This window comes from Nonomuraea sp. B12E4 (assembly GCF_039871825.1).
Lineage (GTDB): Bacteria > Actinomycetota > Actinomycetes > Streptosporangiales > Streptosporangiaceae > Nonomuraea.
Map to the genome: position 1 here is coordinate 181,943 of NZ_JBDPME010000006.1, position 13,274 is coordinate 195,216.

Annotated in this window: 14 protein-coding genes; 9 read left to right on the plus strand and 5 right to left on the minus strand. The window is 69.8% G+C overall.

Annotated features, from left to right (window positions below; all coding sequences use genetic code 11):
* Position 1: 1 nt before the first annotated feature.
* The 4 genes from ABGB18_RS16710 (at position 2) to ABGB18_RS16725 (ending at position 5,026) form a co-directional block, all read left to right on the plus strand.
* Positions 2-1,783 (plus strand): serine/threonine-protein kinase, encoded by a 1,782-nt coding sequence (locus ABGB18_RS16710; RefSeq protein ID WP_347696413.1) that lies wholly within the window; start codon positions 2-4, stop codon positions 1,781-1,783.
* Positions 1,784-1,818: 35 nt separating this feature from the next.
* Positions 1,819-3,045, plus strand: coding sequence for a serine/threonine-protein kinase (locus ABGB18_RS16715; protein WP_347696414.1), 1,227 nt, complete (start codon positions 1,819-1,821; stop codon positions 3,043-3,045).
* Between the two features lie 227 nt (positions 3,046-3,272).
* Positions 3,273-4,052, plus strand: coding sequence for an electron transfer flavoprotein subunit beta/FixA family protein (locus ABGB18_RS16720; protein ID WP_347696415.1), 780 nt, complete (start codon positions 3,273-3,275; stop codon positions 4,050-4,052).
* Between the two features lie 20 nt (positions 4,053-4,072).
* A complete protein-coding gene (locus ABGB18_RS16725) occupies positions 4,073-5,026 on the plus strand; it encodes an electron transfer flavoprotein subunit alpha/FixB family protein (RefSeq protein WP_347696416.1) in 954 nt (317 codons plus the stop codon).
* A gap of 198 nt (positions 5,027-5,224) precedes the next feature.
* On the opposite strand, the gene ABGB18_RS16730 is transcribed toward ABGB18_RS16725, so the two are convergent.
* Positions 5,225-5,692: an ATP-binding protein gene (locus ABGB18_RS16730; RefSeq protein ID WP_347696417.1), complete on the minus strand. Its 468-nt coding sequence runs from the start codon at positions 5,690-5,692 to the stop codon at positions 5,225-5,227.
* Between the two features lie 338 nt (positions 5,693-6,030).
* On the opposite strand from ABGB18_RS16730, the gene ABGB18_RS16735 reads away from it, so the two are divergent.
* The 4 genes from ABGB18_RS16735 (at position 6,031) to ABGB18_RS16750 (ending at position 8,083) form a co-directional block, all read left to right on the plus strand.
* Positions 6,031-6,885: a helix-turn-helix transcriptional regulator gene (locus ABGB18_RS16735; RefSeq protein WP_347696418.1), complete on the plus strand. Its 855-nt coding sequence runs from the start codon at positions 6,031-6,033 to the stop codon at positions 6,883-6,885.
* A gap of 22 nt (positions 6,886-6,907) precedes the next feature.
* Entirely contained in the window at positions 6,908-7,162 is a 255-nt protein-coding gene (locus tag ABGB18_RS16740) for a DUF397 domain-containing protein (protein WP_347696419.1), read from the plus strand.
* A gap of 277 nt (positions 7,163-7,439) precedes the next feature.
* Positions 7,440-7,694: a type II toxin-antitoxin system prevent-host-death family antitoxin gene (locus tag ABGB18_RS16745; RefSeq protein ID WP_347696420.1), complete on the plus strand. Its 255-nt coding sequence runs from the start codon at positions 7,440-7,442 to the stop codon at positions 7,692-7,694.
* Entirely contained in the window at positions 7,688-8,083 is a 396-nt protein-coding gene (locus ABGB18_RS16750) for a type II toxin-antitoxin system VapC family toxin (RefSeq protein WP_347696421.1), read from the plus strand. Before ABGB18_RS16745 ends, ABGB18_RS16750 begins: the two co-directional genes overlap by 7 nt.
* Before the next feature lie 196 nt (positions 8,084-8,279).
* On the opposite strand, the gene ABGB18_RS16755 is transcribed toward ABGB18_RS16750, so the two are convergent.
* The 3 genes from ABGB18_RS16755 to ABGB18_RS16765 form a co-directional block, all read right to left on the minus strand.
* Positions 8,280-8,774, minus strand: coding sequence for an HIT family protein (locus ABGB18_RS16755; protein ID WP_347696422.1), 495 nt, complete (start codon positions 8,772-8,774; stop codon positions 8,280-8,282).
* 19 nt (positions 8,775-8,793) lie between these two features.
* The gene (locus tag ABGB18_RS16760; protein WP_347696423.1) at positions 8,794-9,981 is read right to left on the minus strand and encodes an MFS transporter; all 1,188 of its coding nucleotides are present in this window, start codon (positions 9,979-9,981) and stop codon (positions 8,794-8,796) included.
* A gap of 334 nt (positions 9,982-10,315) precedes the next feature.
* Positions 10,316-10,828 (minus strand): TetR/AcrR family transcriptional regulator, encoded by a 513-nt coding sequence (locus ABGB18_RS16765; protein ID WP_347696424.1) that lies wholly within the window; start codon positions 10,826-10,828, stop codon positions 10,316-10,318.
* 53 nt (positions 10,829-10,881) lie between these two features.
* Between ABGB18_RS16765 and ABGB18_RS16770 the strand changes: the two genes are divergently transcribed.
* Positions 10,882-12,045 (plus strand): cysteine desulfurase family protein, encoded by a 1,164-nt coding sequence (locus tag ABGB18_RS16770; RefSeq protein WP_347696425.1) that lies wholly within the window; start codon positions 10,882-10,884, stop codon positions 12,043-12,045.
* Between the two features lie 93 nt (positions 12,046-12,138).
* Here ABGB18_RS16770 and ABGB18_RS16775 read toward each other — a convergent pair whose 3' ends face one another.
* Entirely contained in the window at positions 12,139-13,218 is a 1,080-nt protein-coding gene (locus tag ABGB18_RS16775) for a DUF695 domain-containing protein (protein WP_347696426.1), read from the minus strand.
* Positions 13,219-13,274 lie beyond the last annotated feature (56 nt).

Below are 13,274 nucleotides of genomic sequence, written 5' to 3' on the forward strand. Positions count from 1 at the left end.
GATGAGCATCCAAGCACCAGAGCGCCTCGGGCCCTACCGGCTGGTCAGGAAGATCGGCGAGGGCGGCATGGGAGTCGTCCATCTGGGCATCGATGACGAGGGCCGCGAGGTCGCGATCAAGGTGCTGCATCCGCACGTGGCCGCCGACCTCAAGGCACGCGACCGGCTGACCCGCGAGGTCGAGACCATGCGCCGGGTGCGCAGCCCGCACGTGGCCGAGGTGATCGACGCCGAGCTCGTCGGCGGCCAGCCGTACGTGGTGACGCGTTTCGCTGCCGGCCGCACCCTGGAGGACACCGTCCTGTCCGAGGGGACCCTGGAGGCGCGCGAGGTCATCAGGCTCACCCAGGGGCTCTGCCAGGCGCTGGTGGCCATCCACGCGGCAGACGTCATCCACCGCGACTTCAAGCCGTCCAACGTCATGCTGGTCGACGGCGAGCCGCTGGTCATCGACTTCGGCATCGCCCACCTGGTCAACGCGACCAGGCTGACGCAGACGGGCATGTTCGTCGGCACGCCGGGCTATCTGGCGCCCGAGATCATCCGCGACTCGGAGATCACCCAGGCGGCCGACGTGCACTCGCTGGCCTCGACGGTGTTCTTCGCCGCGACCGGGGTGCCGCCGTTCGGCACGGGAACGTTCGAAGCGGTCTGCTACAACATCATGGAAGGGCGGGCGCAGATCGACAAGGCGCCCGTCTGGCTGCGCGGCTGGCTCACCCGGGCGCTCCACGTCGATCCGGAGGCCCGGCCCAGCGCCCAGGAGTTGCTGCGGCTGGCCAGGACGCTCGATCCGAGCGTGACCACGTTCAACGAGGCGTCCTTCGAAGGGCCCACCGGCACCAAGCGGATGGGCAACCGGACGCGGACCATGGACTCCTACGCCGACCTGCTGCCGCCGGTCGACTACCGCAAGGCCGAGCCGCCGCCGCGGCGCGAGGAGGAGCGCCCGCCGCCCTACCGCGAGGAACGCCCGCCTCCCTACGTGCCCGCGCCGGTCTCGGCCAGGCCGCTGCCGCGGACCGACCAGCGCGTGGCGGGCTACCCCGCGCCCCCGCAGGATCCCCGGCCCTACCAGCCACCGCCCGCGCCGCGCCCGCAGACGCAGCCCGCCGAGCGCCGGAGATACCTGTTCGGCAGCCAGGTCGTGGGCCTGTTGCTGCTGGTCACGCTGGTGGCGCTGACCGTCATGATGCCGGTCGTGATGGGCGCGGTGGCCGTCGCGCTGGCGCTGGTGCTGCGCATCGGCGAATACCTCTTCGGCGACCTGGTCAAGCGCCGCCAGGTGCGCGGCAGCAGCGCGGCCGATCCGCTGCTCGTGCTGGTCGGCACCCCGTGGGCGCTGGTCAAGTCCGCGCTCGTGACGCTCGTGCACGTGCCGCTGGCGCTGCTGTTCGGCGTCTGCGTCTGGGGCGTGCTGCACTGGGCGGGCGGGATGGGCGTCAACGAGGCGGCCGCCTACGCCGCGGGCGCCTTCGCCGCGGGCCTGTTCGTGCTGCCCGGCGGCGGTGCGCCGCGCCAGGCCGTCACCCGCACGCTCACCGGCGTGCTGCGCAGCCCGGGCGCCGCGCTGGTGGCGGTCGTGCTGGTCGGCACGGCGGCGTTGTTCGCGGTGCTCTTCGCGATGGGCCAGGACCCGTCGTGGGAGCCGTGGCGGGCGCCGCAGTCGGTGATCAACGATCTCGCCACCGATGCCAGGCAGAGCACGGTGGGTCTGATCACCGGCCTGATCGACAGCCTGCTGGACGGGCTGGGGCTGGGGTTCCTGACACCCTGGAACTGAGTGTCCCCGTGGGCTCTCGGGGGGAGAGAAGAGATATGAGCGAGCACCTCGGCCCGTATGAGCTACTCTCCCGGCTCGGGTCCGGCGGGTTCGGTGAGGTGCACCTCGCGCTGGACGCCGAAGGGCGCACGGTCGCGGTCAAGGTGCTGCACCCGCACGTCGCGGCCGACGGCGGCGCGCTGGCCAGGTTGGCGCGCGAGGTGGAGACCATGCGGAGGGTCGGCGGGCCGCACGTCGCCGAGGTGCTGGACGCGTCGCTGGAGGGCGCCAGGCCCTACCTCGTGACCCGCTACGTCCAGGGCCGGCCGCTCAGTGCCGTGCCCGTGCCGGTGGCCGACCTGCGGTTGCTGGCCGCCGGCCTGGCCGACGCGCTGCTGGCCATGCACGAGGCCGGGGTGGTTCACCGCGATCTCAAACCGGCCAACGTGATGATGACCGAGGGCGAGCCGGTGGTGATCGACTTCGGCATCGCCAGCGCGCTCGACACGCTGTCCGTGACGGCCTCCGGCGCGGTGGTGGGCACGCCCGGCTATCTGGCCCCCGAGGTGCTCGAAGGGCGGAGCGCGGGCGTGGAGGCCGACGTGTTCTCGTTCGGGGCCACGCTGGCTTATGCGGCGACCGGGCGGCAGCCGTACGGGCAGGGGCCCGCCTCCGCGGTCGCCTACCGCGTCGTGCACCACGCGCCCGATCTGGAGGGCGCGCCCGAGTGGCTGGCGCCGCTGTTAGCGGAGTGCCTGACCACCGATCCGGCAGCGCGGCCGACGGCCGCGCAGATCTGCGCCCGGCTGGGCGTCGCGCCGGTCTCCCACGTCCGCCAGGTCGCTCCCGGCGCGTCCGGAGCATCTGTACGCCCCCGGTCCGCCGGCGACGACGTGAGCACCCGGGAGTGGCGGCCGGGTGACGAGCGCCATCGCAGGTCGGTGGAGGAGTCCAGGGCCCGGCACCGGGAGAAGGTGCGCAGGCGCTGGTTGATCGGCTCGGGCCTGTTCGTGTCGCTGCTGGCGGCCGCCGCCCGCCGGCCGCTGCCGGAGGTGGCGCTCTTCCTGCTGGCCGCCTACACGCTGGGGGTGATGTCCGACGCGGGGGTGGCGCTGTTCTCGCGCGGGCTCTTCCGGCGCAGCCGGCTCGTCACGGACCTGGTCAGCGTGGCCGGCGCGGTCGGGCTGTGCTTCGGGCTGTCGGCGTTCTTCAGCACGTTCACGCTGGTGTTGTTCGCGGGTACGGCACTGGTCATGGGAATCGTCTTCCTGGTGTCGGCGTGAGGCCCCGGCCGAACTAACAGAATGAAGTTCGGTATGGTGGGTGGCGATAGTGTTTTTCGAATCCAGCGGGTTTCACGTAACGTACCCACGAGTAACATAATGGGGAAAGCCACGGCGCACCCTCTGTCAGCGGCCCGGCGGGCACCTGGCAGTCTGGACAGCATTGCATTCCGCGCCCACCGCAACGACGCGGTGGCGCACGCGAAACGGGAGGTCGGCCACCGGCCATGAACATCGTCGTCTGCGTGAAGCAGGTCCCCGACACGGCGACCGAGCGCAAGCTGCGGTCCGATGACAAGACGCTCGACCGCGACGCCGCCGACGGCGTGGTCAACGAGCTTGACGAATACGCCGTCGAGGAGGCACTGAAGCTCAAGGAAGCCCACGGGGGCGAGGTGACCGTGCTCACCATGGGCCCCGGCAAGGCCACCGACACCATCCGCAAGGCGCTGGCCATGGGCGCCGACAAGGCCGTCCACCTCAGCGACGACGCGCTGCACGGCTCCGACGCGCTGTCGACCTCGTACGCGATGGCGCAGGTGCTCAACAAGATCGGGTTCGACCTGGTCATCCTGGGCTCGGAGTCCACCGACGCGCGCACCGGCATGCTGGCCGCCATGCTGGCCGAGCGCCTGGGCACGCCGCAGCTCACGCTGGCCAACAAGGTCGAGGTCGACGGCACCTCGATCGCGATCCAGCGCATCACCGACTACGGCTTCGACAAGGTGTCGGCCACGCTGCCGGCCGTCGTGTCCGTGGTCGAGAAGATCAACGAGCCGCGTTACCCGTCGTTCAAGGGGATCATGGCGGCCAAGAAGAAGCCGGTCGAGACGCTGGCCATCGCCGATGCCTCGATCGATGCCAACCTCGTGGGGCTGGGCGCCGCCTGGTCCTCGGTGGTCGACTTCGCGGCGGCGCCGCCGCGGGCGGCCGGCACGATCGTCAAGGACGAGGGCGACGGCGGTGCGAAGGCCGCCGACTTCCTCGCGTCCAAGAAGTTCATCTGAGCACGGGAGTTTGTACTGATATGTCGGAGATTCTCGTTCTCGTCGAGCAGGTCGAAGGCGAGGTCAAGAAGGTCACGCTGGAGCTGCTGACCCTGGCCCGCTCGCTCGGCACGCCCGCGGCCGTCTGGGCCGGGCCCGGCATCACCGCCGAGGCCAAGGCCCGGCTCGCCGAATACGGCGCCGACAAGGTCTACGTCGCCGATTCCAGCGACATCGTCGACCACGTGGTCGCGCCCAAGGCCGAGCTGCTCGCCCAGCTCGTGTCCGCCAAGTCGCCGGCCGCCGTGCTCGTGGCAGCCACGGCGGAGGGCAAGGAGGTCGCCGGCCGGCTGGCCGTCAAGACGGACTCCGGGGTCATCACCGACGCCGTGGGCCTGGGCGAGGGCTTCGTGGCCGACCAGTCCATCTTCGGTGGCGGCATCAACGTGCGGTCGAAGGTGAGCAAGGGCACGCCGATCGTCGCCGTACGCCCCAACTCGACCGCCCCCGTGGCCGCCGCGGGCGCGGGAGCCGAGGAGGAGGTGCCGGTCACGCTGTCCGACTCCGCCAAGTCCGCGCGCATCGTCGAGCGGGTCAAGCAGGAGAAGGGCGCCCGGCCGGAGCTGACCGAGGCCGCGATCGTGGTCTCGGGCGGCCGCGGGGTCGGCTCGGCCGAGAACTTCTCGGTCATCGAGGGACTCGCCGACGCCCTGGGCGCGGCCGTGGGCGCCTCCCGCGCCGCCACGGACGCGGGCTGGTATCCGCACCAGTTCCAGGTGGGCCAGACGGGCAAGACCGTCTCACCGCAGCTCTACATCGCGGCCGGGATCTCGGGGGCCATCCAGCACCGGGCCGGCATGCAGACGGCCAAGACGATCGTGGCCATCAACAAGGACCCCGAGGCCCCGATCTTCGAGCTGGCCGACTACGGGATCGTGGGCGACCTCCACCAGGTCGTCCCGCAACTCACCGAAGAGGTCAACAAGCGCAAGTAACGCTTGCGGGGTTAAGGCCCAAAGCATGACCTTCCGCTTGGGGGCGCTGCGCGCATTCATTGCTCCAGGCAGCGCCTCCCAAGAGGGCCGGATGGGTGCCGTCAGCCCGCCTCTGCGCGATCGGCGGTCACGCCCGTGCCGATCGGCATCGCTCCGGTTGCTGTGCTCAGATCCTTCGGTTCGGCCCCCGCGGCAGCATCACACCTCCACCCCGCAGGCCGGCGAACCCTGAGCAACGCCCGCCCCCTCGTCCCTCGTCATGTCGTCTTCCGTTGTGAACACTTCGGCCCACACCGTGGTGCCGAGGGGTTGTGGCCGAACGCCCCACCGCGCCGACAACCGCTCCACCAGTGCCAGCCCCCGCCCGTGGCAATCGCCATCGCCGGCCTGGCGGGGACGCGGGACGGTCGCCGCCCCCTCGTCGCTCACCTCGATACGCGCCAGCGCATCACCGATCGCCGTCACCTCCACGGTGACCAATCCGCCCATCCAGGCCGAACGAGTATGAACAATGGCGTTGCCCACCAGCTCGGTCACCACAAGCTGAACGCCATCCAGGTTGTGGTGCCCTGCCGCCGCGAGGACGCGCCCCGCGAAGTGCCGGATGAGCGGGACCGAGGCCTCGACCCCTGGAAGGCATATCTCGGCAAGGAACTGCTTTGTCACTGCGTCGCCTCCCAGATACGCCGGAAGCCGGACTCGCCGGCATCGGCCCACTGCTCCCGCCCCCCGACCCCAGGTGAAGATCCACCGAGCTCCCCGCAACGCGGCCATCAACCGCAATCCGCCCTCCCCACCGGGCACGAAAACTGATGGTTCATCGCCCTTCGCCGTCGTCACATAACCGCTGCGTAACTGCACCATGACTCAGCGAAGCGGCCGTGACAAGCAAAACTGCAAATTTGCTGATCGGATTGCTCCGTGACTTTGGTGCGCACGCCTGTCACGTGCGGGACACTGAAGGTCACTCAGCTGAAGGTCACTCAGCGGAAGGAAGCCCAGAAATGGCGGGGGAGCGAGGCCCCACACTCCGTCGGCGCAGGCTTGCAGCGGAGCTGCGTGTCCTTCGCGAGCGTGCCGACTTCACCGGAGAGCAGGCAGCCAAACGGCTCAATTGGTCCGTCAGTAAGGTCAGCCGGATCGAAACCTGTCAGGTCGGTGTCAAAGCGCGGGACCTGTCCGCTCTGCTTGATCTCTATGGAGCGTCCGCCGTCAAGCAAGAGGAGCTCCGCCAGTTGGCGCGGACGGCCACTCGCCGTGGGTGGTGGGACACCTACGAGTCGATCCCCACCGAATATGCCAACTACATCAGCCTGGAGTCCGAGGCGAGCTCCATCAGGTGCTTCTCGCAAGGTCTCATCCACGGCCTGTTGCAAACCGAGGACTATGCGCGTGCCGTCATCAAGGCGGCCTTGGCTCCGTTCGCGCCCTCGACTGAGATCGATCGCCGGGTTGAGATCCGCCTGACACGACAGAAGGTCCTTGATCGGGACAACGTGTTCAACATCTGGATGGTGCTGGACGAGGCGGCCCTTCATCGTGTGGTCGGAGGTCCAGAGGTCATGAAGCGACAGTGCGAGTTCTTGATCCAGCAGAGTCAGCTGCCGAACGTGACCATCCAGGTGCTCACAAGCGCGGTCGGCGCACATCCCGCAGCGACTACTCCGTTCTCGATTCTGGCCTTTCCCGAGGTCTACGATCCCGACGTGGTCTACATCGAAACCCTGACAAGTAACCTGTGGATCGAGGATGACGGTGATGTTCACCGCCATAGCGTCGCCTTTGACCAACTACGTGCAGTTGCCGTAAGCCCCGATGAGTCGGCAGAGTTGATCTCACAGGCGGCCAGACGGCTGTAGAGGGAAAGAGGATCCGCAGGATATGCACACCAACCCAATCGACCTCCCTGCCATTGCTTGGCGTAAGAGTCAGCAAAGTGACGGGGGAAACGGCTGTGTGGAGGTCGCAGTTGTCGAGGGCGCACCGCCGGGCGCTTCTCACAAAGCCAACCGGGGGCCTTTGGTGCTTTTCCGCGACAGTGAGAACCCGAACGGTCCCGTCCTGGCCTTCACCGCCCCTGAACTTCAGGCGTTCTTCGGCGGCGTCAAGGATGGCGAGTTCGACGACCTGATCTGACTTCACCTGGCGGTCTCTCCATCGAGCCAAGTCCTCGGCCTGCTCCCGCGTCCATGGGAGCAGGCCGTTGTCGGACGTGGGCGCGTGATGGCCGACGGACCGGGCTGACGCTCAGGTCGGCATGGCGGCTCAGCACCAGGAACCTCCGCGGACGACCGGGAAGTCCACGGGGAACTCCCAGGCCCGCCCGCAACGCCCGCCTGATCCGTGTGGCTATGACTCGGCCGTCGCCTGGGTCGGCTTGCTACGATCGTAGCAAGCCGACTACGATCGTGGCATGGCAGCCATCCCAGCCCGAGAGCTGCGCAACAACACCGCCGAGGTGCTGCGGCGCGTCGAATCCGGTGAGGAGATCGAAGTTCTCCGAGACAATCGGCCGGTTGCGAAGATCATCCCGTTTTCTCGTCGCCGCCGATGGATTTCCGCTGTCGAAGTCGGCATCGAGCTGACCCGCATTGGTGCGGACACCACCGGCCTTGCGGACGAGTTGCGGGAAACCCTCACCGAGACGACGGACGATCTTCCGTGGTAGAGCGCCGGCGTGCGTTGGCGGACACATCGGTTTTCATCGGACTAGAAGCGGAGCGCTTCGATGCCGACCGGTTCGCGGACTATGAGTGGGGCGTCTCGGTGGTGACGTTGGGTGAGCTGAGGCGTGGTGTGCTTCAGGCTCGTGATCCCGATGCATCCGCCCGACGACTCTCCACTTACCAACTTGCCGAACGATTCGAGCCCATCGCGATCGATGAGGCTGTCTCCGACGCATGGGCCCTGCTGGTCTCCCGTCTGCGCGTGGCTGGACGTAAGGCGCCCATCAATGACAGCTGGATCGCCGCTACGGCCATCGCCTTGCGGGTGCCTGTCGTCACGCAGGATTCGGACTACGACGACATGCCAGGCGTCGAGATTATAAAACTGTGATCCCCACGCATCTGGGATACTCGTGACGATCAAGAGTTTGGTGCGTGCTGCTCGCGGGCGGTCACGGGTCGTCGGGCCTCTGGTCGAGGGCGGGAAGCCGGATCAGGAAGGTCGCCCCGGCTCTGTGAGCCGGCCGCCGTCCGGGCGGGGGAGTGCCGGGGCGGCCGGGAAATCCACAGGGAACTCCCAGGCCGGCCTACAGCGCTCGCCTGACCCGCGCGGCCAGGTCGTCGGCCTGCTCCTGCGTCCAGGGGATCAGGCCGTTCTCGGACATGAGCGCGTGATACTGCTGCCTGTCGTACGGGGTGCCCGGCGGCAGCGGGGCGATGTGCCAGTGCAGGTGGGAGTTGCCCTGCTGGCTGCCGAGCGAGAGCATGTACGTGCGCTCCGACGGCACGACCGACTCCACGGCCAGCGCCACCTTCCTGACCACGCGCATGAGGTCGAGGTAGGCGTCCTCATCGAGGTCGCGTACGACGTGCTCGATGTGCTGCTTGGGGCTGACCAGGAGGTAGCCGGGCAGAGTGGGGTAGCGGGCCAGGAAGGCGAGGTGCCGGTCGTCCTCATAGACGATCCGCTCCAGTGTGTAGTCGGGGTGGCGCGCCACGACGGCGCAGATGAAGCAGGGTAGGGATTTCACCCGAGCCTCGTACGCCTGGACGTCGAAGGGCACGTTCCGCTCAAGATCCATCTCCCGATGATGCCATCGCTCAGGCCGCGATCTCCGCGGGTTCCGCGACCGGGAGCGGCGTGACCGTGGCCGGCTCGCGGCCCGGGAGCAGGCGCGAGGCCAGCGCGATGAGCACGCCGAGGAGGATCCCGATGCCCAGCGCCGTGCGCAGCGAGGTGGCGTCCGACAGGAAGCCGATCACCACCGGGCCCAGCAACAGCCCGGCGTACCCCATGGCCCCCGCCTGGGCGATCGCCGGGCCGGGGGCGTCGGTCGCGGTCCCCGCCAGCGACAGCGTCAGCGGCGAGATCGTCGCCACGCCGAGCCCGACGAAGAACATCGCCGGCACCGCCATCCCCGCCGTCGGAGCGAGCAGCACCACCACGAAGAACCCGGCCGTGGCCGCCCCGGACACGGTCAGCATGCCCCGCACTCCGAACCTGACCCGCAGTCGGTCACCGGTGAGCCGGGCGATCAGCATGCCCGCCTCGAAGACCGGGTAGCCGAGCGCGGCCAGGGCCTCGGTGGCGCCGAGCTCGTCGCGCATGTAGAGGCCGTTCCAGTCGGCGACCGTGCCCTCGACCATGAAGGCGAAGAACATGATCGCGCCCAGCAGGTAGACGATCGGCGGCATCCGCCGGCGCGTCGCCGCCTCGGCCCGGGTCGCCGGGGACTCGGCCAGGTACGTACGGCCGATCAGGACCATGACCGGCAGCGACACCAGGCCCACGAGCGCCACGTGGGTGGCGAACGGCAGGCCCAGGGCGATGGACAGGCTGCCCAGGCCGCCCGCGGAGATGGCGCCCACGCACCAGCCCGCGTGCATGCCGTTCATCAGCGGGCGCCCGTACGCCTGCTCGACCGTGGAACCCTGGGCGTTCATGGCCACGTCGACCGTGCCGAAGGCCATGCCGAAGAACGCCACGGCCGCCAGCAGCGTCGGGAGGTTCGGGGCGAACGCCACGGCCGGCAGGCCCAGGGCGGTGAGCGGGCCGCCCACCCGCAGGATCGCGCGGCTGCCGGTGCGGGCCATGACCGGGCGCATGATCTGCATCGTCACCAGCGCGCCCAGGCCCCACACCAGCAGGATCGAGCCGACCTCGGCCTCGGACAGGCCGAGCTTGTCGGCCAGTGCGGGGATGCGGACGGTCATGGTGCCGACCATCAACCCGCCAAGAACAAAGGTGAGGATCGCCCCGTTGCGTGCGTTCCTCAGCTCGCTCGTCATGTGTTCATACCTCGCATAAATTCATAAGATTTGGTGATATTTGCGCACGTCGCGGGGCGCGCGCACGCGGCGTTGGCCGGGGGCTCGCAGGGGTCAGAAGGACGCGGGTCTCAGGGCCCGGAGGGTCAGGAGGGCTTGGAGGGGTTCAGGAGGGCAAGTGAGGGCCGTGTGGGCAGGAAGGCCGCACGGGTGACTCGCCGGAGGCGATTCTGGGGCGATTTCCGGGGGCGTCGTGGCGGCCGGCCTCGGGCGGCGCGCGGGTGACGGCCGGCCTCGGGCCGCGCGCGAGGGCGGCAGACCGGAAGCGGCCGGGTCGTCGGATGCGGGCCTGGGATCAGGCGGTGGGGCCGAGCAGCGCTTTCAGCCGGGTCTCCAGGGCTTGGAGGTCGTCCTCGCTGTTGAGCTCCGGGTCATGGCTGGCCACGTCCCAGAGCCCCTCACACGCGAGCCGTACGATCTGCGACCCCAGCGGGTCGGGCTCCTCGCTCAGCCCCTCGCGATGCCATCGGGCCATCGCCTCCCGGAGCGGTGCGAGCAGGAAAAGGTTTCCCGACGCTCCCGTGACGACCGCCCATCGTCGCAACCTGCCCGAGCGGACCGCGGCCATGGTCGCGCCGACATATCGCTCGGTGTAAATTTTTCCGGGCTGGGCGGCCACGAGCTCGTCGAATTCCTCGATCAATCGCTCCACCATGCCCTTGATCAGGGCTTCTTTGGAGCCGTAGTGATAGAGCAGGCCGCCCTTGCTGACGCCCGCCCGATCGGCCACTGCGGCCAGGGTGAGCGCGGCCGAGCCCTGGTCGCAGAGGAGCTCCTCCGCCGCGTCCAAAAGCTCATCCCTGCGCATGCCTCAACTGTACCGTCCGGACGGTACAGTCGCAAACGAGATACCCTGAGCACGTGACCAGACCGTCGGCCTATCTTGATCATGCGGCTACCACTCCCATGCTGCCCGAGGCGATCGAGGCCATGACGGGGCAGCTCAAACGCGTTGGCAACGCGTCCTCGCTGCACGCCGCCGGCCGCCAGGTGCGCCGGGTGGTGGAGGAGTCACGCGAGACGATCGCCGACGCGCTCGGCGCCCGGCCCAGCGAGGTCGTGTTCACCTCGGGTGGCACCGAGGCCGACAACCTCGCCATCAAGGGCCTCTACTGGGCACGCCGGCCGCGGCGGCGCGTCCTGATCAGCTCGGTGGAGCACCATGCCGCGCTCGACCCGGCCCACTGGCTGGCCGACAGCCAGGGCGCCGAGGTGGAGCTGCTGCCGGTCGACGGGGCGGGCCGGGTGCACGCCGACACGCTGCGGGCCGCCATCGAGCGCGATCCCGACGGCGTGGCCATGATCAGCGTCATGTGGGCCAACAACGAGGTCGGCACGGTCCAGCCCGTCACCGAGTTGGCCGCCGTCGCGCACGAGCACGGCATCCCCTTCCACACCGACGCCGTCCAGGCGGTGGGGCAGGTGCCCGTGTCGTTCGCCGCCTCGCGGGCCGACGCGCTCACGCTGACCGGCCACAAGATCGGCGGTCCGATAGGCGCCGGCGCGCTGCTGCTGACCAGAGGGCTGACGCCGGTCTCCGTGCAGCACGGCGGTGGTCAGGAGCGCGACGTGCGCTCGGGCACGCTCGACGCGCCCGCCATCGCCGGGTTCGCCGCCGCCGTCAGCACCGCCGTTCAGGAGCAGGAGGCCCTGAGCGCCCGCCTCACGTCGCTGCGCGACGACCTCATCCAGCGCGTACGCGCGGCGATCCCGGACGTCGTGCTCAACGGCGACCCGGCCGACCGGCTGCCCGGCAACGCCCACTTCTGCTTCCCCGGCTGCGAGGGCGACGCGCTGCTCATGCTGCTCGACGCCAAGGGCGTGGAGTGCTCGACGGGCTCGGCCTGCTCGGCGGGTGTGGCACAACCGTCGCACGTGCTGCTCGCCATGGGGGCGGAGCCGGCGGCGGCGCGGGGCTCGCTCAGGTTCACGCTGGGCCACACCTCGACCCCCGACGACGTCGACCGCCTGATCGAGGTGCTCCCGGCAGCCGTCGAGCGGGCCCGCCGAGCCGGCCTCAGCTGAGGCCGTCCGGGGCGGCTGGGGTCTGTCCAGACTGGGGCCGTTCGGGCGGGTCGGCTGAGGTTCGTCCGGGCCGGCTGGGGCCGTTCGGGCGGGTCAGGTGAGGAAGGCCGCCACGGCGGACCACGCCGGGTCGGCGGACACGTCCGCCCTCGGCTCGCCCTCCTCCCAGCTCACGATCAGCTCCTTGGCGTGGATGGCGGCATCGCCGGTCGGGTCGGCGTACATGTGGATGATGCGATGCCCCTCCGCGCTCAGGTGCGCCGCCAGCACGGCGTCGCCGTGCGGCTTGAGCAGGCGGGCGGCCAGGCGCTCCTCGAAGTCGCGCAACGCCACCAGTGACTCGCCGACCGGCAGGCCGTTCTCGTCGCGGTGGGTGTACGGGAGGGTGATCGCGATGTGCTGGTCGAACAGCGGATGGTCGACCGGGCGCAGCGGGTGGCGGGTGGTGGCGACGAGCGCCGCGCCGCTCGCGGTCTGACCTTCGAGCAGCACCCACTCCTCACCGCTGTAGCCAGAGGCCAGGTCGGCGACCACCGAGGGCAGGTGCACGGCGCCCACGGCGTCGATCGGCTCGAACGTCGCCGGCGCGATCTCCCCCACCCACCTGGCCACGTCGTCCTCGCCGAGCAGCCAGTCGAGGGCCAGCAGGGTGGCCTCCAGCCGGGTGTCCTCGTCCAGCTCGCCGAAGATCGGATGGTAGGCGGACACGTCCACCCGCGGCTGGTTGCGCGGCACGCGCAGGCCCAGCATCAGCTTGTCGAGCGCGAACTCGTAGCCGCCCACGTCCAGCGTGAGCTCCAGCGCCTGCGGATTGACCTGCCGCGACGGGTGGAACTCCCACAGCAGGTCCGACGGCGGCGCCGCCCTGGCCCAGCGGTGCGCGAGCGAGCGCAACTCGGCGTCGCCCGCCGCGGTCACCACCAGCGCGTGCGCGGCGTTCCTGCCGGGGGCCACCTCCCACACCAGGCCCGGATGGATCGCGGCCACGGCCGGGGCGAGCAACTCCTCCAGCCCCTCCGCGGCGTTGCCTGCCGCCGAGCCCGTCACCGGACCCGCCGCCAGGCCCGCGGCCACCAGCGAGTCGAGCCGTGGCCTGGACTCCTGCCACCACGTCCAGAACTCGGCGACGCCGTCGCCCTTTTCTTCCGCATCCTTGCGCCCGAACAGTCGCATGGGCTGAATACTCCCAGACCGAGCCCATGGTCGCGCACTCCCGCGCGGACAGTACG

Coding starts and splice junctions, on each gene's coding strand:
- ABGB18_RS16725 (WP_347696416.1), top strand. CDS start 4,073: ATGTCGGAGATTCTCGTTCTCGTCGAGCAGGTCGAAGGCGAGGTCAAG.
- ABGB18_RS16740 (WP_347696419.1), top strand. CDS start 6,908: ATGCACACCAACCCAATCGACCTCCCTGCCATTGCTTGGCGTAAGAGT.
- ABGB18_RS16735 (WP_347696418.1), top strand. CDS start 6,031: ATGGCGGGGGAGCGAGGCCCCACACTCCGTCGGCGCAGGCTTGCAGCG.
- ABGB18_RS16715 (WP_347696414.1), top strand. CDS start 1,819: ATGAGCGAGCACCTCGGCCCGTATGAGCTACTCTCCCGGCTCGGGTCC.
- ABGB18_RS16755 (WP_347696422.1), bottom strand. CDS start 8,774: ATGGATCTTGAGCGGAACGTGCCCTTCGACGTCCAGGCGTACGAGGCT.
- ABGB18_RS16720 (WP_347696415.1), top strand. CDS start 3,273: ATGAACATCGTCGTCTGCGTGAAGCAGGTCCCCGACACGGCGACCGAG.
- ABGB18_RS16745 (WP_347696420.1), top strand. CDS start 7,440: ATGGCAGCCATCCCAGCCCGAGAGCTGCGCAACAACACCGCCGAGGTG.
- ABGB18_RS16760 (WP_347696423.1), bottom strand. CDS start 9,981: ATGACGAGCGAGCTGAGGAACGCACGCAACGGGGCGATCCTCACCTTT.
- ABGB18_RS16710 (WP_347696413.1), top strand. CDS start 2: ATGAGCATCCAAGCACCAGAGCGCCTCGGGCCCTACCGGCTGGTCAGG.
- ABGB18_RS16775 (WP_347696426.1), bottom strand. CDS start 13,218: ATGCGACTGTTCGGGCGCAAGGATGCGGAAGAAAAGGGCGACGGCGTC.
- ABGB18_RS16765 (WP_347696424.1), bottom strand. CDS start 10,828: ATGCGCAGGGATGAGCTTTTGGACGCGGCGGAGGAGCTCCTCTGCGAC.